The 23,695-nt window shown below is 64.5% G+C and carries 20 protein-coding genes and 2 riboswitches; of the genes, 7 read left to right on the top strand and 13 right to left on the bottom strand.

Annotation, left to right across the window (positions count from 1 at the left end):
* Entirely contained in the window at positions 1–1,419 is a 1,419-nt protein-coding gene (locus tag H8A92_RS18740) for a circularly permuted type 2 ATP-grasp protein (RefSeq protein ID WP_229197134.1), read from the bottom strand.
* Positions 1,420–1,643: 224 nt separating this feature from the next.
* On the opposite strand from H8A92_RS18740, the gene H8A92_RS18735 reads away from it, so the two are divergent.
* The 3 genes from H8A92_RS18735 to H8A92_RS18725 all read left to right on the top strand — a co-directional run bounded on the left by H8A92_RS18735 (position 1,644) and on the right by H8A92_RS18725 (position 3,724).
* Positions 1,644–2,396: a competence/damage-inducible protein A gene (locus H8A92_RS18735; protein ID WP_229197133.1), complete on the top strand. Its 753-nt coding sequence runs from the start codon at positions 1,644–1,646 to the stop codon at positions 2,394–2,396.
* A 6-nt stretch (positions 2,397–2,402) separates the two neighbouring features.
* The gene (gene gpt, locus H8A92_RS18730) at positions 2,403–2,930 is read left to right on the top strand and encodes a xanthine phosphoribosyltransferase (protein WP_229197132.1); all 528 of its coding nucleotides are present in this window, start codon (positions 2,403–2,405) and stop codon (positions 2,928–2,930) included.
* 170 nt (positions 2,931–3,100) lie between these two features.
* Positions 3,101–3,724, top strand: a complete 624-nt coding sequence (locus H8A92_RS18725) for a hypothetical protein (protein ID WP_229197131.1) — start codon at positions 3,101–3,103, stop codon at positions 3,722–3,724.
* 16 nt (positions 3,725–3,740) lie between these two features.
* On the opposite strand, the gene H8A92_RS18720 is transcribed toward H8A92_RS18725, so the two are convergent.
* The gene (locus H8A92_RS18720; protein WP_229197130.1) at positions 3,741–4,763 is read right to left on the bottom strand and encodes a methionine synthase; all 1,023 of its coding nucleotides are present in this window, start codon (positions 4,761–4,763) and stop codon (positions 3,741–3,743) included.
* Positions 4,764–4,862: 99 nt separating this feature from the next.
* Here H8A92_RS18720 and H8A92_RS18715 point away from each other — a divergent pair, with 99 nt between their 5' ends.
* From H8A92_RS18715 to H8A92_RS18705, 3 genes are all read left to right on the top strand, one after another.
* Positions 4,863–5,567, top strand: a complete 705-nt coding sequence (locus H8A92_RS18715; protein WP_229197148.1) for a glutathione binding-like protein — start codon at positions 4,863–4,865, stop codon at positions 5,565–5,567.
* 148 nt (positions 5,568–5,715) lie between these two features.
* On the top strand, positions 5,716–6,327 hold the full coding sequence (locus tag H8A92_RS18710; RefSeq protein WP_229197129.1) for a 2-hydroxychromene-2-carboxylate isomerase: 612 nt from the start codon (positions 5,716–5,718) through the stop codon (positions 6,325–6,327).
* A complete protein-coding gene (locus H8A92_RS18705; protein WP_229197128.1) occupies positions 6,327–7,301 on the top strand; it encodes an NADPH:quinone oxidoreductase family protein in 975 nt (324 codons plus the stop codon). The genes H8A92_RS18710 and H8A92_RS18705 overlap by 1 nt, the downstream gene beginning before the upstream one ends.
* 88 nt (positions 7,302–7,389) lie before the next feature.
* On the opposite strand, the gene H8A92_RS18700 is transcribed toward H8A92_RS18705, so the two are convergent.
* From H8A92_RS18700 to H8A92_RS18650, 11 genes are all read right to left on the bottom strand, one after another.
* A complete protein-coding gene (locus H8A92_RS18700; protein ID WP_229197127.1) occupies positions 7,390–8,058 on the bottom strand; it encodes an alpha/beta hydrolase in 669 nt (222 codons plus the stop codon).
* A complete protein-coding gene (locus H8A92_RS18695) occupies positions 8,055–8,945 on the bottom strand; it encodes a crotonase/enoyl-CoA hydratase family protein (protein ID WP_229197126.1) in 891 nt (296 codons plus the stop codon). The genes H8A92_RS18700 and H8A92_RS18695 overlap by 4 nt, the downstream gene beginning before the upstream one ends.
* Before the next feature lie 134 nt (positions 8,946–9,079).
* Positions 9,080–10,498 carry an amidase gene (locus H8A92_RS18690; RefSeq protein WP_229197125.1) on the bottom strand — a complete coding sequence of 473 codons (1,419 nt, stop codon included), beginning with the start codon at positions 10,496–10,498 and terminating at the stop codon, positions 9,080–9,082.
* The gene (locus tag H8A92_RS18685) at positions 10,491–11,663 is read right to left on the bottom strand and encodes a M20 aminoacylase family protein (RefSeq protein WP_229197124.1); all 1,173 of its coding nucleotides are present in this window, start codon (positions 11,661–11,663) and stop codon (positions 10,491–10,493) included. Before H8A92_RS18685 ends, H8A92_RS18690 begins: the two co-directional genes overlap by 8 nt.
* Positions 11,664–11,668: 5 nt before the next feature.
* Positions 11,669–13,189, bottom strand: coding sequence for a M81 family metallopeptidase (locus H8A92_RS18680; RefSeq protein WP_229197123.1), 1,521 nt, complete (start codon positions 13,187–13,189; stop codon positions 11,669–11,671).
* 244 nt (positions 13,190–13,433) lie between these two features.
* Positions 13,434–15,098 carry an ABC transporter ATP-binding protein gene (locus tag H8A92_RS18675; protein ID WP_229197122.1) on the bottom strand — a complete coding sequence of 555 codons (1,665 nt, stop codon included), beginning with the start codon at positions 15,096–15,098 and terminating at the stop codon, positions 13,434–13,436.
* A complete protein-coding gene (locus H8A92_RS18670; RefSeq protein ID WP_229197121.1) occupies positions 15,095–15,982 on the bottom strand; it encodes an ABC transporter permease in 888 nt (295 codons plus the stop codon). Before H8A92_RS18670 ends, H8A92_RS18675 begins: the two co-directional genes overlap by 4 nt.
* A 3-nt stretch (positions 15,983–15,985) precedes the next feature.
* Positions 15,986–16,927 carry an ABC transporter permease gene (locus H8A92_RS18665; RefSeq protein WP_229197120.1) on the bottom strand — a complete coding sequence of 314 codons (942 nt, stop codon included), beginning with the start codon at positions 16,925–16,927 and terminating at the stop codon, positions 15,986–15,988.
* A gap of 263 nt (positions 16,928–17,190) precedes the next feature.
* A complete protein-coding gene (locus H8A92_RS18660; RefSeq protein ID WP_229197119.1) occupies positions 17,191–18,489 on the bottom strand; it encodes an ArgE/DapE family deacylase in 1,299 nt (432 codons plus the stop codon).
* Between the two features lie 265 nt (positions 18,490–18,754).
* Positions 18,755–20,062 carry a D-amino acid dehydrogenase gene (locus H8A92_RS18655; RefSeq protein WP_229197118.1) on the bottom strand — a complete coding sequence of 436 codons (1,308 nt, stop codon included), beginning with the start codon at positions 20,060–20,062 and terminating at the stop codon, positions 18,755–18,757.
* A gap of 68 nt (positions 20,063–20,130) precedes the next feature.
* Positions 20,131–20,246: riboswitch (glycine riboswitch) on the bottom strand.
* 3 nt (positions 20,247–20,249) lie between these two features.
* Positions 20,250–20,356: riboswitch (glycine riboswitch) on the bottom strand.
* A 91-nt stretch (positions 20,357–20,447) separates the two neighbouring features.
* The gene (locus tag H8A92_RS18650; protein ID WP_229197117.1) at positions 20,448–21,578 is read right to left on the bottom strand and encodes a M20/M25/M40 family metallo-hydrolase; all 1,131 of its coding nucleotides are present in this window, start codon (positions 21,576–21,578) and stop codon (positions 20,448–20,450) included.
* Positions 21,579–21,847: 269 nt separating this feature from the next.
* Here H8A92_RS18650 and H8A92_RS18645 point away from each other — a divergent pair, with 269 nt between their 5' ends.
* Positions 21,848–23,467 (top strand): ABC transporter substrate-binding protein, encoded by a 1,620-nt coding sequence (locus H8A92_RS18645; RefSeq protein WP_229197116.1) that lies wholly within the window; start codon positions 21,848–21,850, stop codon positions 23,465–23,467.
* Positions 23,468–23,695: the final 228 nt, after the last annotated feature.

Below are 23,695 nucleotides of genomic sequence, written 5' to 3'. Positions count from 1 at the left end.
CTACTCGCTCAGTATCCAGGTGTCCTTGGTGCCGCCGCCCTGGCTCGAATTGACCACGAGCGAGCCTTCCTTCAGCGCGACGCGGGTCAGCCCGCCGGGCACGATGGTGGTGTGGCTGGAGCCGGTCAGCACGAACGGGCGGAGGTCGACATGGCGCGGCGCCAGGCCCTTGTCGGTGCAGGTCGGGCAGGTCGACAGCGCCAGCGTCGGCTGCGCAATGAAACCTTCCGGCTCGCGCTTGAGCTTGTCGCGGAACGCCTCGATGGTCGCCTTGGTGGCGGCGGGGCCGATCAGCATGCCGTAGCCGCCCGAGCCGTGCACCTCCTTGACGACGAGGTCGGCGAGGTTGTCGAGCACGTAGGACAGATCCTGTGGTTCGCGGCAGCGCCAGGTCTGCACGTTCTTCAGGATCGGCTCCTCGCTGAGGTAGAACTTCACGATGTCGGGCATGTAGGAGTAGATCGCCTTGTCGTCGGCGATGCCGGTGCCGACCGCATTGGCGAGCGTGATGTTGCCGGCCGCGTAGGCCGACATCAGTCCGGGGACGCCGAGCGCGGAATCCGGACGGAAGGTGAGGGGATCGAGGAAGTCGTCGTCGACGCGCCGGTAGATTACGTCGACCCGCTTCAGCCCCTCGGTGGTGCGCATGAACACCTCGTCGTTCTTGACGATGAGGTCGCGCCCCTCGACCAGCTCGATGCCGAGCTTGTCGGCCAGGAACGAGTGCTCGTAATAGGCCGAGTTGTAGACGCCGGGCGTCATCAGCGCGACCGTCGGCTCGGCGGAGGCGCTGTGCGGCGCGACCGAGCGCAGCGCCGACAGCAGTTCGTCCGGATAGCGCTCCACGGGCGCGACGCGGTGCCGCGCGAACAGGTCCGGAAACAGCCGCATCATGATCTCGCGGTTTTCCAGCATGTAGGAGACACCGGACGGCGTGCGCGCATTGTCCTCCAGCACGATGAAGTTGTCGGGGTCGGTGCGGATGATGTCGATGCCGGCGATGTGGACGTAGATGTCGTGCGGCACGTCCTGGCCGTTCATCTCCGGGCGGAAGACCGGGTTCTGGAAGATCAGGTCTTCGGGGATGACGTTTGCACGCAGGATGTCGCGGCCGTGATAGATGTCCTTGAGGAACATGTTGAGCGCGAGCACGCGCTGCTTCAGGCCCTTCTCCAGCAGCGTCCACTCGTTCGCGGATATGATGCGCGGGATGACGTCGAATGGGATCAGCCGTTCCTGGGCCTCGGAATCGCCGTAGACCGCAAAGGTAATGCCGATCCGGCGGAACAGCAGCTCCGCTTCCTGGCGTCGATATTCGAGCGCATCCGGTGGCGTCTCTTTGAGCCAGCGGGAGAGCTCCTGGTAGGCCGGGCGAAGATCCTCGCCGAGGCCGTTCATCTCATCGAACGCGACTGCCATATATCCCGACTGCCCTCCCAAGCCATGTGACACAGTGCATGACTTGATGGGATGGTAGCAAGGGGCGGGCCAGCGCGATATGCATTGGCTTCTGGCATTTGCTAAGGGGTATCCGTAAGGCTGCCCGAAAAACCGGCTGAGGTCTGCTTAATTCGGCGGCAAAACCCCGTGACATCAAGGCATTGGATCGGCAATGTCAGGGGATCAAGTTAGGGAATGAGACCATGAGCGAGATCGTCACGGCGGGGATATTGGTGATCGGCGACGAGATCCTGTCCGGCCGGACCAAGGACAAGAACATCGGCTTCATCGCCGAATACCTGACCAATATCGGGATCGACCTGAAGGAAGTCCGCGTCGTCGCCGACGACGAGGCCGATATCGTGTCGGCCCTTGATGCGCTGCGGCATAGATACAATTACGTGTTCACCACCGGCGGCATCGGGCCGACCCATGACGACATCACCGCCGACAGCGTGGCGAAGGCGTTCGGGGTCGATATCCACCATCATCCGGATGTGGTGGCGCGGTTCAGGGAGCGCTGGAGCGAGCAGGACCTCAACGAGGCGCGGCTGCGGATGGCCCGGGTGCCCGACGGCGCCGAGCTGATCCAGAGCGCGACCATCCTGGCGCCCGGCTTCAAGCTCGGCAATGTGATCGTGATGGCCGGCATCCCCACCATCATGCAGGCGATGATGGACATCGTGGCGCCGACCCTGAAGTCCGGCGTGCGGATGCTGTCGGACTCGGTCCGCGCCGACGCGCGCGAGGGCGACATCGGCGGCCCGCTGCGGGCGATCGCCGAAGCCAATCCCGACACCATCATCGGCAGCTATCCGTTCCAGGACGAGAACCAGAAGCCGAACACCAATCTGGTGGTGCGCTCGCGCGATCCGGAAAAGCTCGCCGCGGCGATGGCCGCGGTGAAGGAGATGTTGAAGCAGGTACAGGCCGCGCAGAAGAAGCCGGCGGGTTGAGGCGACATGGTCGAACGAAATTCTGAACCGAGTGTGCAGGACCGGGCCGGCAGGCCGTTCCCGGTCTCGTGGGATCAATTCCACCGGGACTGCCGGGCGCTGACCTGGCGGCTCAACGAGGTCGGCCCGTTCCACGCGGTGATTGCGATCACCCGCGGCGGGCTGGTGCCGGCGGCGATCGTGGCGCGCGAGCTGGGCTTGCGGATCATCGATACCGTCTGCATCGCGAGCTACGACCATGACAAGCAGGGCGATCTGAAAGTGCTCAAGGGCATTTCGGAGCAGACCGCCAAACTCGGCGGCGGCACCGGCAAGGGGCTTCTGATCGTCGACGACCTCGTCGACACCGGCAAGACCGGCAAGCTGGTGCGCGAGATGCTGCCCGACGCGCATTTCGCCACGGTCTATGCCAAGCCGAAGGGACGGCCGCTGGTCGACACCTACATCACCGAGGTGTCGCAGGACACCTGGATCTTCTTCCCCTGGGATACCGCGCTGTCGTTCCAGCCGCCGATCAGGGATGGAGCGGCGTAAACTTCCACCTCGCCCCGCTTGCGGGGAGAGGTCGGATCGCATGCAGCGAAGCGGAATGCGATCGGGGTGAGGGGGACTCCCCGCGAGGCTATCTCTCACTATCTTTGCGGAAGCGGCCCCTCACCCCGACCCTCTCCCCGCAAGAGCGGGGCGAGGGGGAAGTAAGACACATGCCCCTGCAAAACCGCATCACTCCGACCGGAGAGATCGTCGCCACCGAGCATCGCGGCACCTTCACCGGCAATCGCGGCATTATCCACGACCCCGCAACGCGGGCGCTCCTCAATAGGCGCTGGTCGTCGCCGGCGTGGCTCACCTGCGTCTGCGAGTTCAGGGGACGGCGACGCGAGGTGATGAGCCGGCGGAGCTGGACCGAGCTGTTCTTCCTCGATGAAGCGACGGCGTTCGCGGCCGGACACCGGCCCTGCTTCTACTGCCGCCGCGACGACGCCCACCGGTTTCGTGCCGCATGGGAGAAGGGCAACGGCGTCAGCGATCTCAGCGCCAAGGCGATGGATGCGGTGCTGCATGCCGAACGGCTCGACCGCGGCAAGAAGCGGCTGCATCCGCTGCCGATGCCGCTCGATCAGTTGCCCGACGGGACGATGGTGCAGGCGAACGAGCAAAGCTATCTCGTCGCCGGTGACAGAACACTGCGCTGGTCGTTCGCCGGTTACGATCACGCCGACGTGACTGCTTCCGCCATGCTGCTGACGCCGCCGTCGACCGTCCGCGCATTCCAGTCCGGCTATCGGCCGGTACTGCATCCGAGCGCGGCGGCTGCTTTGGGCTGAGCCGCCGGCGCTGCGCTTACGCCAGCCGCTGTCGCGCGAGCTTCGCGCCAGCGCCAAGTGCGATCAGCTTGGCTTCGGCGATATCCCGCCGCATCGGCGCCATGCCGCAATTGGTGGTCGCGATGATGTTGCCCTTCGGCACGTGCTTCGCCACCGCCTCGATCACCTTGACGACATCCTCAGCGGTCTCGATTTCGTCGCTGGCGACGTCGATCACGCCGGCCTGCACGATCTTGCCGGGCAGTGCGGCGAGCAGCTCGATCGGCACCTTCGAGTTGCGGCATTCGATCGCGACCTGCTGGATCGTGCTCTTGTCGATCACGGGGAAGGTTTCTTCATACTGCCGCCACTCGCCGCCGAGCGTCTGCTTCCAGTCGGTGTTGGCCTTGATGCCGTAGCCGTAGCAGATGTGCACGGCAGTAGCGCAGGTCAGGCCTTCGGCTGCGCGCTCCAGCGCCTTGATGCCCCAGTCGCGCACCTCGTCCATGTAGACGTTGAACGCAGGCTCGTCGAACTGGATCATGTCGACGCCGTCGGCCTGCAACGCCCTCGCTTCCTGATTCAACAGCTCCGCGAAAGCGAACGCCATCTTCACGCGGTCGCCGTAATATTTGTCGGCGATGGTGTCGATGATCGTCATCGGGCCGGGCAGGGTGAACTTCAGCCGGTTTTTGGTGTGGGCGCGCGCGGCCCGCGCCTCGCCCTCATGGACGCGCCCCTTGAGCTGCAACGGCGCGACCACCTGCGGGACCATCGCTTTGTAGCGGTCCTTGCGAATGCCCATCTCGACCTTGTGGGCGAAATCGATGCCCTCGATCCGCTCCAGAAAACCGTGCACGAAGTGCTGACGCGCCTGCTCGCCCTCGGTGACGATGTCGACGCCGGCATCCTCCTGCAGCTTGACCGCAAGCACAGTGGCGTCGCGCTTGGCGCGGGCAAGCTCGGCGCCTTCCGATTTCCAGGGTGCCCACAGCATATTCGGTTCGGCGAGCCATTCCGGCTTCGGCAGCGAGCCTGCGATCGTGGTTGGAAACAGCATGGGTGCCTCCCGATGGGTTCTGATTGAGCGCCTGTGTGCCATGTCCTAGAGTGGAGGTACAGAACAACAAAAGTCTTTGTGATGGGGATTGGGACGCCGATGATCGACCTGCACTACGCGCCGACGCCGAACGGCTGGAAGATCTCGATCATGCTGGAGGAACTGGGGCTGCCCTATCAGGTGATCCCGGTGAACATCCGTGCCGGCGAGCAGTTTCGGCCGGAATTCCTGGTGATCAGCCCGAACAACCGCATTCCCGCGATCGTCGACCATCAGCCTTCCGACGGCGGCGGACCGTTCTCGGTGTTTGAGACCGGCGCGATCCTGATCTATCTCGCCGACAAGTCCGGCCGCTTCCTGTCCAGGGAGTTGCGGGCGCGGTCGAACGTCATCCAATGGGTGATGTGGCAGATGAGCGGGCTCGGGCCGATGCTCGGCCAGCACGGCCATTTCGCGCTCTATGCGGCCGAGAAGATTCCCTACGCGATCGAGCGCTACCGCGACGAGACCGCGCGGCTCTATGGCGTGCTTGACCGCCAGCTCCGTAAGACCGGCGCCTATATCGCCGGCGACGATTATTCGATCGCCGACATCGCCTGCTTCCCCTGGACCATGACCCACAAGGCGCAGGGCTTCACCCTCGACGACTATCCGAACATCAAGCGCTGGTACGCGACTGTGCGTGCCCGCCCGCAAGTGCAGGCGGGGCTTGCGATCGGAAAATTCGTCAAGGAGCCGTTCGACGAGGAATCACGCAAGAACATGTTCGGCCAGCGTGCGAAGGAGCTGATCGAGAAGAAGTAGGTATCGTCATCCTGAGGTGCGAGCTCTTGCGAGCCTCGAAGGATGCGAAGCCGGAGGCCCACCATCCTTAGAGGGCCGCTGAAGAAGCGGCCACCTCAGGATGACGGGAAAATGCAGCGCCGCAAACACGATAAATAAGGAAACGCCAATGATCGAATTCTTCTTCGACTGTTCCAGTCCGTGGACCTATCTCGCCTGGCACAACATCCAGCCGATCGCGAAGGAGTTCGATACGCCGATCAGCTGGCGGCCGATCCTGGTCGGCGGCATCTTCAATACCGTCAATCCGTCGGTCTACGCGCAGCGCGAGAAGCCGGTGCCGCTGAAGGCGCGCTATATGAAGAAGGATCTCGCCGACTGGGCGCGCTCGGCGGGCCTTGCGATCAAGATGCCGCCGACCGTATTCCCGGTGAACAGCGTCAAGGCGATGCGCGGCTGCATCTGGCTCGGCAACGAGAAGATGGTGCCGTTCGCCCGCGCGGTGTTCGAGGCCTATTGGGGCGACGACAAGGATATTTCGCAGGATGCGGTGCTGACCGAGATCTGCACGAAGCTCGGGATCGACCCGGCGCAGTTCTTGGCCGGTATCGGCGATCAGGCGATCAAGGACCAGCTCAAGGCCAACACCGAGGAGGTGATGGCGCGCGGCGGCTTCGGCTCGCCCACGATCTATCTCGACAAGACCGACATGTATTTCGGCAATGACCGCCTGCCGCTGATCCGCGAGGCGCTGGCGCGTCTCAAGGCGCGAGCCGCCTGATGCCGAAAGCCGTCGTTTGCCGCGAGCTCGGCCCGCCCGAGCGCCTTCAGCTCGAGAATTTTGCTTCGGTGGCTCTGCAGCCGGGGCAGGTGCGCGTTGCGATCCGTGCCGCCGGGATCAATTTCCCCGACATCCTGATGGCTGCTGGCGAGTACCAGCTCAAGCCGCCGCTGCCGTTCACGCCGGGCTCGGAAGCCGCCGGCGATGTCGTCGAGGTCAATGACGCAGCCGGTGTCGCCGTCGGCGACAGAGTGATCGTCAAGATGCGCTTCGGCGCCTATTGCGACGAGACGGTCGCCGTGCCGTCGCAGCTCGTGCCGGTGCCGTCGACCTTCGACTATGCCGAAGGGGCGACTTTCCTTGCCGCGCACGGCACCGCGTATCACGCGCTGATCGATCGTGGGCAGATCAAGCCGGGCGAGGTGCTGCTGGTGCATGGCGCCGGCGGCGGCGTCGGGCTTGCCGCGGTCGAGATCGGCAAGCTGCTCGGCGCCACCGTGATCGCGGCGGCCTCATCCGAGGAGAAGCTTGCGATTGCCAAGCAACGTGGCGCGGATCATCTCGTGCTCTATGCGCGCGAGCCGTTCCGCGATGCGGTCAAGCGCCTCACCGACGGTCGCGGCGCCGATGTCGTGTTCGATCCCGTAGGCGGCGAGGTGTTCGAGAACTCGATGCGCTGCATCAACTGGGGCGCGCGGATTCTCGTGGTCGGCTTCACCGGCGGCATCGGTCTCGCCCGCACCAATCTCTTGATGATCAAGGGCGCGAGCGTGCTCGGCGTTCGCGCCGGCGAGGCGGTGCGCAAGGACCCCGCGCTCGGCGAGGTCAGGATCAGGGCGCTGAGCGAATGGGCCGAGGCGGGTCGGGTGCGGCCGAATATCTCGCACCGGCTGCCGCTGGAGGACTACGCGAAGGCGATGCGGCTCTTGATCGAGCGCAAGGCCATTGGGCGGGTGGCGCTGATCACCCGATGAAGATGCGTAGGGCGGGTTAGCCGCAAGGCGTAACCCGCCGCGTTTTGCCGAGAAGCGGCGGATTACGCTCCGCTAATCCGCCCTACGATTATGCGAACCTGCCCTCTCGCAAAAACACAATCGTCTGCGCGATCGCCTCCCTGTTGCGCACCAGCCAGGGATGCGAGGTGCGGATCACGATGTGGTCGGCCATGCCGTCGAGCCTGGTGTTGGCGACCGACACCCGGCCGTCATGCGGCCGCGGCAGGCCGATGGATGTGATCGGATAGACCGAGCGGTTGCCGGCGATGATCCCGGCCGGATAATCGATCGCCGGCAGCAGCGCGCTGGTCGCGGCATCGCGGCGGGTGACGAGCTGCTGGCCGGCTGGGCCGAACAAGGCGCGATAGGCAGCGAGGTTTTTCAGGCGATCGGCGATCTCGCTGCCGCCATTCGGCGTGCCCAGCATCACGACGCGGCCGAGCCGCGCCGGGCGATATCTTGCCAGATAGACGCGTGCCAGCAGACCGCCCATCGAATGGCAGACGAAATGCACGGAGCCGTCAAGGCTGCGCGCGAACGGATCGAGCGAGGAGTGGATGTCCTCTGCCAGCGCATCTAGTGGCTTGCGTCGGCTGTCATAGTCGAGATTGAGGGTGGCAAAGCCGGCATCGCCGAGCGCCAGCTCCATCCTGCGAAACGAGCGCGCCGTCCTGCTGATGCCGTGCAGCAGGACGACGCCGTCAGATGTCGACGCCGGGTGACGCCGTTCGCTCACTTATAGTCGCGCTCTTGCCACCACGGAAAATAGTCGGGCATGTCGGACGAGACCTTGTTCTTGAACTGCGCCGGGCGCTTTTCCAGGAACGACACCACGCCTTCCTTGACGTCCTCGGAACGGCCGCGGGCATAGATGCCGCGGCTGTCGACCTTGTGCGCCTCCATCGGATCGTCGGCGCCCATCATGCGCCACATCATCTGGCGGATCAGCGCCACCGACACCGGCGCGGTCTTGGCCGCGAACTCCCTGGCGAGCGCACGCGCGGTCGGCAACAAATCGTCCGGCGGCACCACCTTGCTGACGAGCCGGCCGGCGAGCGCTTCCTGTGCCGGGAAGACGCGGCCCGAGTAGCACCATTCCAGCGCCTGCGAGATGCCGACGATGCGCGGCAGGAACCAGCTCGACGCGGCCTCCGGCACGATGCCGCGCTGGGAGAACACGAAGCCGAAGCGCGCGGCCTCTGAGGCGATGCGGATATCCATTGCGAGCTGCATGGTGACGCCGATGCCGACCGCCGGACCGTTCACGGCCGCGATAACGGGCTTCAGGCACTTGAAGATGCGCAGCGTCACCTGGCCGCCGCCGTCGCGGACCTGCGGATCGCTGTAGTCGACGCTGCCGTCGGCATGGCGCTTGACCGGGCCGCGCCGCGCATCGCGGTCGAAGGTGTTGGCGCCGGAGGAGAGGTCGGCGCCGGCGCAGAAGCCGCGGCCTTCGCCGGTCACGATGATGGCCCTGACGTCGTCATCCTTGTCGGCTTTGTCGAACGCGTCGATCAGCTCCTGCTGCATCGTGGCGTTGAAGGCGTTGAGCTTGTCGGGCCGGTTCAGCGTGATGGTCAGGATCTGCTCGGCGACCTCGTACTTGATCGTCTCATACGCCATGGGGATGATTTCCTCTCGGTTTCTTGAATGAACGGCGCTGGCGCGCGTCTCCATTCAGTTAACCCGGCAATCATCCCTTGTGAAGAAGTTGGATGCGCAGCGTTGTTCCGCGCATCCCCATTTGCGTTGAGGCGCTACTTCTTCGGCGGTGTCGGCCAAGGCTTCTGCGGGCCGCGCAGGCCTTCGAACGCCTTGCCCATGCCGAGCACGCCGATATCGTCGAAGCGGCGGCCGATGATCTGGATGCCGATCGGAAAACCCTTCTTGTCGTAGCCGCCGTTGATCGACAGCGCTGGATTCTCCGACATATTCCACGGCACGGTAAAGCAGATGTGCTCGAACGGCTTTGCCGGGTCGTTGAGCGGTGCTGCGAACTCCGCCGGAAAGTTCACGACCGGCGACACCGGCGAGATCACGTAGTCGACCTCGCAGAACAGCTTTGCGGCAGCCGCGCGGATCGCCATCGTCTGGTTGAAGCCGCGCACCACGTCGACGCCGGAGAGCTTTGCGCCGGCCTCGGCCCAGTTGAGGATATAGGGCAGGGTCTTGCCGCGATCGGCTTGCGACAATTTCGACAGCTCGTCCCAGGTCCGCGCCCGCCAGAAATTATCGAGTCCCTCGAGCATCTCAGGCGTCAGGATGCCGTCGATCTCGGTGATGACGGCGCCGGCGGACTCGAACGCCTTCGCCGCCTTGACGACGACCTCGCGAACCTCCTTCTCGACCTTCTGGCCGGATCCGGCATCCAGCATCAGCCCGATGCGCAGCTTGCGCGGCGACTTCTCCAGCGCCTTCCAGTTCACTTCCAGCGCCGGCAGGCTCATGCCGTCGCGGCGATCGGGCCGTGACAGCACGCTCATCATGAGAGCGGCGTCGTCGACGGTGCGGGTCATCGGCCCTGCGACGCGGCCGACATAGGGCGGGTCGATCGGCACCCGGCCGAGGCTCGGCTTCAGCGCGACGAGGCCGCACCAGGAGGCCGGCAGCCGCACCGAGCCGCCGATATCGGTGCCGAGATGCAGCGGGCCGTAGCCGGCAGCACCGGCCGCGCCCGCGCCGGAACTCGAGCCGCCGGGGTTCTTGCTGACGTCCCAGGGATTGCGGGTGAGGGGATGGAACGACGACAGCCCCGACGACAGCATGCCGTAGTCCGGCATCGTGGTCTTGGAGAAGATCACACAGCCGGCTTCGCGCAACCGCGCCGCGGGCGGCGCGTCCTTCTCCGCGGGCGCAAGCTTGACGCTCGCCGCGCCAAGCGGCACCGGCTGCCCCTTGGTCGCGACGTTGTCCTTGATGGTGACGGGCACGCCATCGAGCGTGCCGGCCGGCTCGGCCTGCTGCCAGCGCTCGGTCGAAGTCTTGGCGACCTTCCGCGCCTCGTCGGGGTCGTACAGATACAGCGCCTTGATGTGCGGCTCCCAGGTCGCGACCTGGGAGATGATTTCCTCAAGCACCTCGGACGGCGAGAACTGCTTTGCACGATAGCCGGCGAGCAGGTCGACGGCCGAGAGATCGTGCAGCGACGTGATGGCGTCCCCTTTCGGCTTATGCATGCGCACCTGCCGGCATGCGTTTCTCGATGATGCGGGCGAACATGCTGGCGCCGATCGGCAGGATCTTGTCGTCGAGAACGTAACCGGGATTGTGCACGGGCACTGAACCGTCATGGCCGACCCAGAAATACGCACCAGGTACGGCCTGCATCATGTCTGCGAAATCCTCGCTGCCCATCTTGGGCGTCGAGCGGGTGATCACCTTGGCCGGATCGACCACCGTGCGTGCGACTTCCTCGACGACGCGGGACTGCTCTTCCTGGTTGACCAGCACACTGAAGCCGTCGCGGATCTCGACCGAGATCTCGGCGCCATACGCGGTGGCAAAGCCGGCGCAGATCTCGCGCATGCGCTTGCGGATCAGCGCGCGGATCTCCTCGGAGAAGCAGCGCACCGTGCCGCACATCCAGGCGTCCCCGGGAATGACGTTGTAGGCCGAACCGGAATGGATCTGGGTGATCGACAGCACCGCTGCCTGCAGCGGATCGACGTTGCGGCTGACGATCGACTGCAGCGCCTGTCCGAGCGTCATCGCGATCACCACCGCGTCCTTGGAGCGTTCCGGCATCGCGCCATGGGCGCCGTAGCCCTGGATCTTGATGTCGAAGAAGTCGGCGGCGGCCATTGCCGGGCCCGGCAGGATCGCGATCTCGCCATGGTTCAGGTCGGGCGCGTTGTGCAGGCCATAGACCTCGTCGCAGGGGAACTGCTTGAACAGGCCGTCCTTGATCATGGCGCGGGCGCCGCCGAGGCCTTCCTCGGCCGGCTGGAAGATGAAATGCACGGTGCCGTCGAAATTGCGGGTCTCGGCGAGATAGCGCGCCGTGCCGAGCAGCATCGTGGTGTGGCCGTCATGGCCGCAGCCATGGAAACGGCCGGGAATGGTCGAACGCCACTTCAGATTGGTGTTTTCTTCCATCGGCAGCGCGTCCATGTCGGCGCGCAGGCCGATCTTCCTCGTGCTGTTGCCCTTGCCCTTGAGCACGCCGACCACGCCGGTGCCGCCGAGGCCGCGATGCACCTCGATGCCCCAGCTCGTCAGCTTGTCGGCGACGATGCCGGAGGTACGGACCTCCTCGAAGCCGATCTCGGGATGCGCATGCAGATCCCGTCTGATGGCGGTGAGTTCGTCGGCAAAACTGTCGATGCGCTCAATGGTCGGCATGATCTCTATCCGTTTGTGCGTGATGGGGAGGAGGGGGTGAAAGTCGGGCCGTTCGGCTTGATACGAATGCCCGGCCGCAAATGTTTCCACGGCAGCGTGGCGGGATCGGCGGGCATCGGCCCGGGCGCGGCGCAGATCAGCAGTTTCTCGGCGATCGGCTCGAAATCGGCGCGGAAATGCACCGAGCTCTTGTTGACCAGGATCTTCTGCGCGGTGGGCTCGATGCCGACATAGCGGTACATCGCCTGGTCGGCAAGCTGGGCCTTGTAGGAGCCGACGACGACGCGGACGTCGCCGACCCGCAGGCAGGCCGAGAGTCCCATGTCCATGTCCCGGCCGCCGTAGAATGGCCCGGGCGCGACGAACCTGCCGTCCGAGAGCTTCTCGACGACGAAGGTTTCCCTGTAAGGCGCATCGCCGGGAATACCGGACTTGCCGCCGAGATCGAGCGTGACCGTCGCGCCGACGCCGGCCGCATGCGCAGCCCGCGCCGATTGCGGATCGCAGATCACGCCGGTGGCGGCGCTGGCTCCGTTGCGCACCAGCGCGCGCAGCATGCCGGTGGTATTGGAATCGCCGCCGGCGCCGGGATTGTCCTGGGTGTCGGCGATCACGATCGGCTTCGAGGCCGATGCCGCGAGCTTCATCGCAAGCAGCACGCCCTCGTCGGGCGTATAGATCGGACCGTCGAAATCGTTCTCGTGGCTTTCGACCAGTGCGGCGATGCTGTCGGCTGCGGCGTCGGCATCGGCCTGGGTCCGGCCATAGGCGAATACGCTCGGACCGCAGTCCCTGATATCGGCGGCCGGGAAGCCGAACGCGAACGAAAGCGTCGGAACGGCGTCGCTCTCGAGCGCCGCAAGCCTCTGATAGATGGCCTTGGCCGGCTGGTCGTTGGTGCATTGCCAACTGATCGCGATCAGGAACGGCAACTGCCGGAATGCCTTTGCGAGACGTTGCTCGGATTTGAGCAACAACGCCAAATGCCTGGCGCAGGCGCGGCCGGTGTCGGCCATGTCGACATGCGGATAGGTCCGGTAGGCGATCAGCGCATCGGCATGTTCGACCATCTCGGGTGAGACGTTCGCATGCAGATCGAGGCTTGCAACCAGCGGAATGTCCTTGCCGATCGCCTTGCGCACGCGGGCGAGGATTTCGCCTTCGCCGTCGTCATAGTGCTCGGTGACCATCGCGCCGTGTAGGTCGAGATAGACGGCATCGATCGGCCCGGCCGCGACGATGCCATCGATCATGTCCTTGACGATCCGCTCGAAGGCATCCTTCGTCACATGTGCCGACGGGGTCGCGCCGGCCGCAATCGTCGGCGCCAGCTCCCAGCCATCGGCTTCCGCCGCCTCGACGAAGCCGGCGAGGCCGGCATTGATCTTGCGCATGACCTTGAGCACGTCGGCGCCACGCGTCATCGACGGCCAGCCGCCGCCATGCACGAAGTCGTCATAGGTTGCCTTCGTCGGTGCGAAGGTGTTGGTCTCGTGCAGGAAGCCGCCAACGGCAATGCGGGTCATAAAGTTGGTCTCGTACGTTTCTTCGATCACGATGCGATCAGGACGGCGTGCGTCATGATCGCAGCTCGCTGGTTGGAGCGTGGTCTTTCGGGAGGACCGGCGTCCGCCGTTCGGGCCATGCTCTAGCGCGCGACGTTAAGCGTGTCGTCGCGCCGAGCGCAAGCCGTGGAGCACTTCCGGATTTGCATGCCCTATGGGCGTATTGAAAGGCCCAAAGGGACGCCGTGAGACTAAGGCTGAAGACCTAGGCCGTCGCCGCGAGGCCTTCCGAGACCGGGCGGAAATTCGCAAAATCCCAGCCGCGGCCGGGCGCCGCATCGAGCAGCGTGCGGGTATAGGCCTGCTGCGGATTGGTCAGCACCTCGGCGGCTGGTCCCTGTTCCACGACACGGCCATGCTGCATCACGGCGACGTCGTCGCAGATTTGTGCGGCGACGCGCAAATCATGCGTGATGAACAACAGCGCGATGCCCAGCCGTCGCTGGATCTCGTCGAGCAAATCCAGAACCTGCGCCTGAACCGAGACGTCGAGCGCGGACACCGCCTCGTCGGCTACCAGCACGTCGGGATCGAGTGCCAGCGCGCGCGCGATCGCGATGCGCTGGCGCTGGCCGCCGGAGAACTGGTGCGGATAGCGCGAGATCGCGTCAGGCGGCAAATGGACGAGTTCGAGCAGCTCGCGGGCCCGCGCCAGCGCGTCCTTCCGCGGCATGCCGTAATTGATCGGGCCCTCCGCGATGCTCTCGCCGACGGTGACGCGCGGATTGAGCGAGCGGTAGGGGTCCTGGAAGATGATCTGGATCTTCTGGCGATGCGGCTGCAACAGCCGGCGCGACAGGTCGGAGATTTCGCGGCCGGCGAGGCGCACCCCGCCGGAGGTCGGATCGATCAGGCGGACGATGCAACGCGCCACCGTCGATTTGCCCGAACCGCTTTCGCCGACGATGCCGAGCGTGCGGCCCTTGCGCAGCGTGAGGGTGACGTTGCTGGCGGCGGCGACCTCGCGGGCTTTGCCGTACAGCGACCGCTCCCGGTAGACCTTGCTGAGCTCGTTGGCTTCCAGCACCACGGGCTCTGATGTCTCCGGGCGCGGCGCGCGCGGCACGAGGCTCGGCACCGCGGACAGCAGGTTGCGGGTGTACTCCATCTTCGGTGTGCGCAGCACGTCCTGCAGCGGGCCGGCTTCGACCAGCCTTCCGTGCCGCATCACCGCGACGCGGTCGGCGATCTCGGCCACCACGCCCATGTCGTGGGTGATGAACAGAACAGCCGTGCCGTGATCGCGTTGCAGGTCGCGGATCAAAGTGAGGATCTGCTTCTGGGTGGTGACGTCGAGCGCGGTGGTCGGCTCGTCCGCGATCAGCAGTTTTGGTTCGAGCACCAGCGCCATCGCGATCATGATGCGCTGACGCTGACCGCCGGAGAGGCGGTGCGGGTAGGAGGAGAAGATGCGCTCCACGTCCGGCAGCCGCACATGCTCCATCATCGCCAGGATCTTCTGACGGCGTGCGCGGGCGTCGAGATCGGTATGGGCGCGCAGCACCTCGTCGATCTGGCGGCCGACCGGCACCACGGGGTTGAGCGCGGTCATCGGCTCCTGGAAGATCATCGCCATCCGCGTGGCGCGAAGCTGGCGCAGCCGCCGGTCGCTCGCGGTGAGCAGTTCCTCGCCGACCAGTTTGACGCTGCCGCCGGACGGCACCAGCGTGCCCTTCTGCTGCAGGCCCATCACGGTGAGCGAGGTCACCGACTTGCCCGAGCCGCTTTCGCCGACAAGGCACAGCGTCTCGCCTTCGTGCACCTGCAGCGAGAGGTCGTCGATGATGCGGTGTGCGTCCGCCTTGCGGCCGAGGCCGACGACGAGATTGCTGATGTCGAGGATGACGTTGGGGGAGTTGGTTGCGGTCACTTGCCCTCACGCTGCTTCATGCGGGGATCGAGCGCGTCGCGCGCGGCGTCGCCGATCAGGTTGATGCTGAGAATGGCGATCGAGAGCAAGAGCCCCGGCCAGAAGATCAGCGACGGCTTGACCTGGAAGAAGGCGCGGCCCTCGGCCATGATGTTGCCCCAGGTCGGTGTCTCCGGCGAGATGCCGGCGCCGAGGAACGACAGGATCGCCTCGGTCAGGATCGCGGATGCGCAGACATAGGTACCTTGCACGATCAGCGGCGCGATCGTGTTCGGCATCAAATGCCGCCACATGATCTTGGGCAGGCTGGAGCCGAGCGAGATCGCAGCCTCGACATAGGGTTCCTCGCGTGCCGTCAGCACCACCGAGCGCACCAAGCGTGCCACGCGCGGGATCTCGGGGATGGTGATCGCGACCATCACGGTCCAGATGCTGGCGCCCGACAGCGACACCACGGCGATCGCGAGCAGGACGGCGGGGATCGCCATCAAGCCGTCCATGATCCGCATCAGCACCGCGTCGACCCAGCGGAAGAAGCCGGCGACGAGACCGATCAGGAGCCCGATGCCGATCGAGCAGACGGCGGCGCCGAGCCCGATCACCAGCGAGATCCGTGCGCCGTAGATAATGCGCGACAACAGGTCGCGTCCATAGGCGTCGGTGCCGAGCAGATATTGCGCGCTCGACGGCTTCAGCCGCTGTGACGGCGTCAGCAAGAGTGGATCATGAGGCGCAAGGAGCGGCGCGAAGATCGCCATCAGGATGATGAGGGCGAGGCAGATCGTCGCAACTGCGATGATCGGCGTCGATGTCAGGAAGCCGAACTTGACGCGGAACGGCCGGGTGACGGGGATAGTGGACTCGGGAAGGGTTTCGATCGCCATTGCTCAGTACCGGATACGAGGATCGAGCAGGGTGTAGGCAACGTCGATCAAGAGATTGACCGCGACGTAGATGCCCGACGTCAAAAGGATCATGGCCTGGATCACCGGATAGTCGCGCGCCAGCACCGCATCGACGGTGAGGCGGCCGATGCCGGGCAGGTTGAACACGCTCTCGGTGACGACGACGCCGGAGATCAGCAGCGCGAAACCGGAACCGATCACGGTGATGACCGGCACCGCGGCGTTGCGCAGCGCATGGCGCAGGAGCACGCCGGTCTCGCCGATGCCCTTGGCACGCGCCGTGCGCACGTAATCCTCACCGAGCACATCGAGCATCGAGGCCCGCGTCATGCGCGCGATCAGCGCGACATAGATGAAGGAGAGGGTGCAGGTCGGCAGGATGATGCGTTCGAAGAACGGGCCGAAGCCGGCCGAGATGCTCTTGAAGCCCTGCACCGGCACCCAGCGCAGATCGATCGCAAACACCTGAATCAACACGTAACCGATCACGAACACCGGCACCGAGAAGCCGAGCACCGAAAGTCCCATCACGCAGCGGTCGATCCAGGTTCCGTGCTTCCACGCCGCGATCACGCCGAGCGGCACCGCGACCAGGATCGAGAGGATGATGGTGGCCAGCGCGACCGAGATCGACGGTTCGAGGCGCGGGCCGATCATTTCGAGGATCGGCTTGTTCGAGATCAGGGATACGCCGAGGTCGCCGTGCAGCAACTTGGCGACCCAGGTGTAGAACTGGATGTAGATCGGCTCGTTGAGACCAAGCGAGGTCCTGATGCGATCGAGCTGTTCAGGCGTCGCATTGTCGCCGGCGAGGATGGCGGCGGGATCGCCCGGCGTCAGCCGCAGCAACAGGAACACGAACAGAGCCACCACGCCCATCACGGGAACGGCGGCGAGGATGCGGCGGATGAGATAGCCGATCATCGCTGCAATCTCCTGCCGTCAGATCGTGCGAAGCGAAGGCTGGGCCGCATCATACTCATGGTGTCCCCGTGATGTGTCTCATGCGCTTCTGCGTGTTGTCTCAAAGCCAGCGCGAACGTGATGAATTTGCAGGCAAATACTGTGCCAATGGCGACGTGATATCAAGGCGCGGTTCCGGCCGTTGGAGGCCTCCCTTGGTCTGAAGCTGCACTTTCGAATTGCACTCGTCGTGACGTGCCACCGATCTGAAGCGACAAGTCCATTCATGCTCTCATCACGCCGCACCAGTTGGCGACGAACAGCGCGATGCTCTGCGTTGTCTTGCGAAGGCTGTCGAGCTCGACACGTTCGTTGAATGCGTGCGGGCCGACACCGTAAGGGCCATAGCAAAGTGCAGGGATGCCGTAATCGACGCAATAGTAGCGGGTGTCGTTGACGGCCGTCGACAGCCGCTCCTGCATTGGAGCCTGGAAGATGGTTTGATGGGCTGCCGACAGAGCAGCTTCCGCTTCGCTGCCAGGCTCGCACACCGCTGCGTCGGCCTGAAAGCCGCTCCACACGAGCTCGGCCGGATTGTCGGACAGGAAGTCGTCGGCCTTGTGCGCCTCGGCCAGGCATTCCTCGATGCCACGCATCGCCTGCTGCGGTGTTTCGCCCGGCAGCAGACCGAGCCGGCAATCCAGCTCACACCAGGCCGCGGTCGAGCTCGCCCAATCGCCGCCCTTGATAATCCCGACGTTGAACTTGATCGGATTCTTGACGCCGCGGAACCAGCTGTTGTCGAGTGCCCTGGCGTTGAGCGTTTTGGTGTAATCCTGGAACGCGCGCACGAGATGCATCGCCGACAGGATCGCGCTCGTGCCGGCCTCGGAATAGGCGACATGCACCGGCGTGCCGCGGACGCGCAGGCGAAACCAGATGGCGCCGACCTGGGCGCGCGTGAGCGTATGTCCGGTTGGTTCGGGAATCAGGCAGGCGTCGGCGCGATAGCCGCGCATCAGGGTCGACAATGCGCCGTTGCCGGTGCTCTCCTCCTCGGTGACGGTCTGCAGATGGACGCGCCCGCCCGGCGCATAGCCGGCATCGCGGATCGCATCGAGCGCGAAGATCATCGCTGAGACACCGGCCTTCATGTCTTGCGCGCCACGCCCAAACATCCAGCCGTCGCGCACCGCCGCCGAGAACGGCGGTTGGTCCCAAAGGTCAGCAGGTCCCTCCGGCACCACGTCGATATGACCCTGCAAGATCAGGCTGCGGCCGCCGCCTTTGCTGTTGAGCGTGGCAACGACCTGCCGCGATCCGGCAAGATCGATGCCGTCCATTGGCGCGGCTTTCGGATGGCTCATCAGATCGACGTCCGCAAGGCTGAACGCGTCGACGTCGTAACGGCGCTTTGCGAATTGCTCGGCCAGCCAATGTTGTTGCGGTGCTTCCTGTCCGCGCAGGCTGCGGAACTGGACCATGCGCGACAGGAATGCGATCTGATCATCGAAGTTTCGATCAACGGCCGCGCACAGCTCAGCGGCAATCTGATCCGGTTTGGTCAACGTCTCAGTTGTCATGTCCGGCCTTTCGTGGAGCCAGAAGCTGAGCTTCGACAAGTTCGGAAAGGCGACGCACGGAGGCGCCGTCGGCACAATTGCCGTCCAGCATCCCGCGCCGGGCCGCAATGTCATGCGTGCCCGCTACCCCTATGCGCATTGTCCCCTCCCGCGATGAAACGTTTTTCCCCATTGTGACGCTAGTTCCTATCACGCGGTGTTTCTCGGCGAATTCCGACTTGGCCACAGGCAAATGCGCTCATATTCTTCCTCTCCGACCGGATATTCAGAGGAAAGCTGCGTGGTTGGGCTCGGCCGCTTCGACCTCCGACGGCACCATTGAGGGCGTGTCGAGGTCGCGCCAATCGTCGATCGCCCCCGCCACCATCTGCGCCGTCGCGGCTGACAGCGTCCAGCCGAGATGCCCGTGGCCGGTGTTGTAGAACACGCCCGGAATCCGTCCGGCGCGAACCACCGGCATCATGTTCGGCATCATCGGGCGCAGCCCCGCCCACGGCACGACTTTCGAAGTGTCGATGTCAGGGAAATGATGACGCACCCAGTCCACCAGCGGCTGGATGCGGTCCGCGCGAATGTCGCGGTTGAAGCCGTTGAACTCTGCGGTGCCGGCGACACGGAAGCGATCGGCGCCGAGCCTGCTGGTCACGATCTTCGCTGCTTCGTCGAGCAGGCTGACGGTTGGTGCCGCGTCCCGGCTTTGCGGCGCATCGAGCTGTACGGTGATCGAGTAGCCCTTCACCGGATAGACGTTGACGCGGTCGTTGAGCAGGCTTGCGAAATGGCGGCTCGCGACGCCGGCGCAAATGACGATTCCGTCCGCGTGCAACTCGCGTCGCGTCACGACATCAGCCTCATGGGAGGCGGTTTCGTTCCAGCCGATGTTGAAGCCGTCATCACTGCGCGCGATCGTGTCGACATCGGCCTCGTGGACAAAGATCGCGCCGCGGCGGGCGCAGGCCTCGGCGAGGCCGCGGGTGAACTTGTGGATATCGCCGGTCGCATCCGACGGCGTGAAGAAGCCGCCATAGCAGGCGGTCTGCAGCGCGGGTTCGATGCTGCGGATCTCGTCAGGGGTCACCGGCCGGCGGTCGAGCCCGCCTTGTTGCAGCAGCGCGTTGACCCGCAGGCCAGCGTCGAAGCCGGCCTTGTCGTGATAGACGTGCAGGATGCCGCGGCGTTCGAGATCGAAGGCGATGTTTTCGCGCTGCGCGATCGAGAACAGATGCTTGCGCGCTTCGATTGCGAGCCGCGTGGTTTCGATGGTGTTGCTGCGATAGCGCGTGATGCCGCCTATGAACTCGCCGATCCAGGAATATTTGTGCCAGCTCGGCTTCGGATTCATCAGCAGCGGCGCGTCGCTGCGCAGCATCCAGCGCAGTCCCTTGAGGATGGTCGCGGCGCTGTTCCACACTTCGGCGTTGCTGGCGGAAAGTTGTCCGCCATTGGCGAACGAGGTTTCCATCGCAGCGTAGCGATGCCTGTCGAGGACAGTCACGCTGTAGCCGCGTTCGAGCAGGGCATAGGCCGTCGTCACGCCGGTGATGCCGGCGCCAATGATCGCAATGTGTGGCATGGTAGTCTCAGGCTCCCGTGTTGTTAGAGTCGCCGAACCGCCGGTGAAACCGGCTGCTTCAGCGCCCCATCTGTCACGGTACCTGAGAGCTTGATCCGCATCGGGCCTCGGCCCGGGAGCAGACTATCCCCTTCGGTGGACGTCATGACCCTTGCTGTGCGGCCATGCTCGTCTCTCTCCAGATCGTCCTGACGATACAGTCCTTTTGCCTGAGAGTTTCCGGGGCGGTTGCTCCGTCGGCGCCGAAGCCAACAACAAGAATGTTGTCGCTTCGATCTCTCCCGCATCGTCGTGTTGGACGGCCGGACCGTAGGCGAAGCCTCAAAAATGGACAAGGCTAAATTTCGGTCCGGCAGTGCCAACGTGTTGTGCAGTGCAATCGATGTCAGTCCAGGGTCGCCAGCAGTGCCGCCATCAGGCGGCCGCGCTCAGCGAGGCTGTCGACCTCGATATGTTCGTTCAGCGTGTGTGCATCGGCGCCGCGAACGCCGAGGCCGTCGAGCGTGGGAATGCCCATCGCGCCGGTGAAGTTGCCGTCCGATCCGCCGCCGGCGCTGCCATGCGGCAGGTCGAGGCCCATCGCCGCCGCGAGGCCTTTTGCTTTTTCATACAAGGCCATGGTGCCGGCATCAGGCTCCCACACCGGGCGGGTGACGCCGCGTGTCACCTTGAAGGTCACGTCGTTGGCCGTGCCGGACAGCGCGATCATGCGTTCGACGCCGCGATCGAGATCGGCCTGGCGCTTGGCCATGCTGAGCGCTTCGCCGGTGCAGGTCGTTGCGACGCAATTGACCCATTGGCCGCCATGCACGATGCCGACCGAGAAGGTGCAGTCCTCGGTGGTCATGCCGTCGATGGCAATGATTTGCCGGGCCATTTCCCGGATCGCGGAACGGCCCGAGGACAGCGTCGCGCCGGCATGGCTCGGCTTGCCGGTTGCTTCCAGATTGAAGCGGGCGATCGCGTAGCGACCGGTGACGACGCCGTTGTTCGGCCGGCCGGGCTCCGGCACCAGCACGTATTTGTTGCGCGCGGCCTCCGCCTCGATGATGTCGCGCGTCGACGGCGTGCCGACTTCTTCATCGGGCGTGAACAGCATGGTGATCGGCAGCGGTGTCGTGAAGGAGGCGCGGGCCAATTGCCTGATAGCCTCGATCGACAGATAGTTGCCGCCCTTCATGTCGAAGATGCCGGGCCCGAAGCACTTGTTGCCGTCGCGCCGCCACTTCAGCTTTTCGATGGTGCCGACGGGGTGCACCGTGTCCAGATGGCCGGCGATGAGGATGCCGGGTTGGCCTTGTTTCGGATGGGGAAAACGGGCGCGGACGCAGCCCGCGAAGCCCTGGCGTCCGGCGATGCGTTCGATCGTCGCACCCATGATCGCCATCTCGCGCGCGGCGAGATCGAGCATGCGCTCGACCGCGGCAGCGTCCCAGGTCGGGCTCTCGCATTCCACCCAGCTGCGCAGGCCCTGCAGCATCGCTTCGGAATCAAAAGGAAGATTGGCGGGGTTCATCTCTTTTCTCTCTTGTTGTTTTGTTTGCGCCGGTACGCGTTCGCGTACGTACGAAAAGCTCGGGCGAGGACTTTGTAAAGTCAAATGCGCTGAACTCGTCGCTCATTCGTTCGTATACGTTTGATCGCGCCCGAAACCGATTGACGCGCATTGCGCTTGATGCAAGTCTCGATTTCACAAGCCATACAGCATGTTAGTTCGCCTAAATAACGAACCGCATGCATAACGAATAAGCCGGCTTTGACCAGTTACACGTCAGGAGAGATTGCATGTTCCCTATCTCGCGTTGGAAGCGCCACACCTTAGCGGTTGCGTTGTCGGCGCTTGCGCTGTCGCTCGCACCGCACGAATTGTCCTTTGCGCCGCAGGCCATGGCCGCGGACAAGACCATCACCGCGGTGATGCATTCGGATCTGCGCGTCATCGATCCGATCCTAACCACGGCCTACATCACGCGAGACCACGGCTACATGGTCTACGACACGCTGGTGGCGACCGATTCCAACTTCAAGATCCAGCCGCAGATGGCGGACTGGAAGGTGTCCGACGACAAGCTCACTTACACGTTCACGCTGCGTGACGGCCTGAAGTGGCACGACGGAACGCCGGTGACCGCCGAAGACTGCGTCGCTTCGTTGAAGCGCTGGGCCAAGGTCGACGGCATGGGCCAGAAGCTGATGGACTTCACCGCGAGCCTCGAAGCCACTGATGCGAAGACGATCACCCTGAAGCTGAAGGAGCCCTACGGCCTGGTGCTGGACTCGATCGGCAAGCCGTCGTCGCGCGTCGCCTTCATGATGCCGAAGCGGTTGGCCGAAACGCCGCCTGACAAGCCGATCCCGGAACAGATCGGTTCGGGCCCGTTCAAGTTCGTGCAGGCTGAATTCCAGCCGGGCGTGAAGGCGGTCTACGTCAAGAACAAGGACTACGTGCCGCGCAAGGAGCCGGCGAGCTGGACCGCAGGCGGCAAGGTCGTGAAGGTTGACCGCGTCGAGTGGGTCACGATGGCTGACGCGCAGACCGCAATGAACGCGCTGCAATCCGGCGATATCGATTTCCTGGAGAACCCCTCGTTCGATACGTTGTCGATCCTCGAGGGCGACAAGGACCTGAAGGTCGATACGCTGAACAAGTTCGGCTTCCAGACGCTCGGCCGGATGAACTTCCTCTATCCGCCGTTCGACAACATCAAGGTCCGCCAGGCGGCGCTGATGGCGATCAACCAGAAGCAGGTGCTCGACGCGCTGGTTGGCAATCCCAAATACTACAAGACCTGCGTCGCCTTCTTCATCTGCGACACGCCGTTCGCGTCCGAGGTCGGCGGCGAGATGCTGCTGAAGGGCGGCGACATGGCGGCGGCCAAGAAGGCGCTTGCCGAGTCGGGCTATGACGGCACGCCGGTCGTCATCATGGCGCCCGGCGACGTCACCACGCTCAAGGCGCAGCCGGTTGTCGTCGCCCAGCAACTGCGCGACGCCGGCTTCAAGGTCGATCTGCAGGCCACCGACTGGCAGACCGTGGTGACCCGCCGCGCCAGCCAGAAGGCACCGAAGGACGGCGGCTGGAACATGTTCTTCACCAACTGGGTCAGCGCCGACGTCTCCAACCCGATCGCCAATCTCTCGATTGGCGGCCAGGGCAAGAATGGCGGATGGTTCGGCTGGGCCGACGATCCGAAGATCGAACAGCTGAAGGATGCTTTCGTTCGCGCGCCGTCGCTCGACGAGCAGAAGAAAATCGCGTCCGATATCCAGAAGGAAGCCTACGAACAGGTGATTTACATCCCGCTCGGTCAGTATCAGGGACCGAGCGCCTGGCGGAAGTCGCTGTCCGGAGTGCTTGACGGCCCGGCGACGCCGATCTTCTGGAATATCGACAAGTCTGAGTAAGCCTCGACTTGACGCAAAACAAATGGCCGGGACTTGTCCCGGCCATTTTTCGTTTCGCGATCGCCTGTCAGGTGTAACTGTCGCGGAGCTGTTCGAGGCCGCCGTGAAGCGGCGGTCCGCTGTGTGGTGCGCTCGGCAGGGAGGGGCGCTCCTTGCGCTGCTCGTCTTCGTTCGTAGTGCGCTTCGCGGATGGACAGTCGTTCGGCATCGTCATGCTCCAATTGCGGC

Source organism: Bradyrhizobium acaciae, from assembly GCF_020889785.1.
Taxonomy (GTDB): domain Bacteria; phylum Pseudomonadota; class Alphaproteobacteria; order Rhizobiales; family Xanthobacteraceae; genus Bradyrhizobium; species Bradyrhizobium acaciae.
The sequence above is the reverse complement of the archived record's forward strand: the minus strand, read 5'-3'. Positions and strand labels throughout refer to the sequence as shown.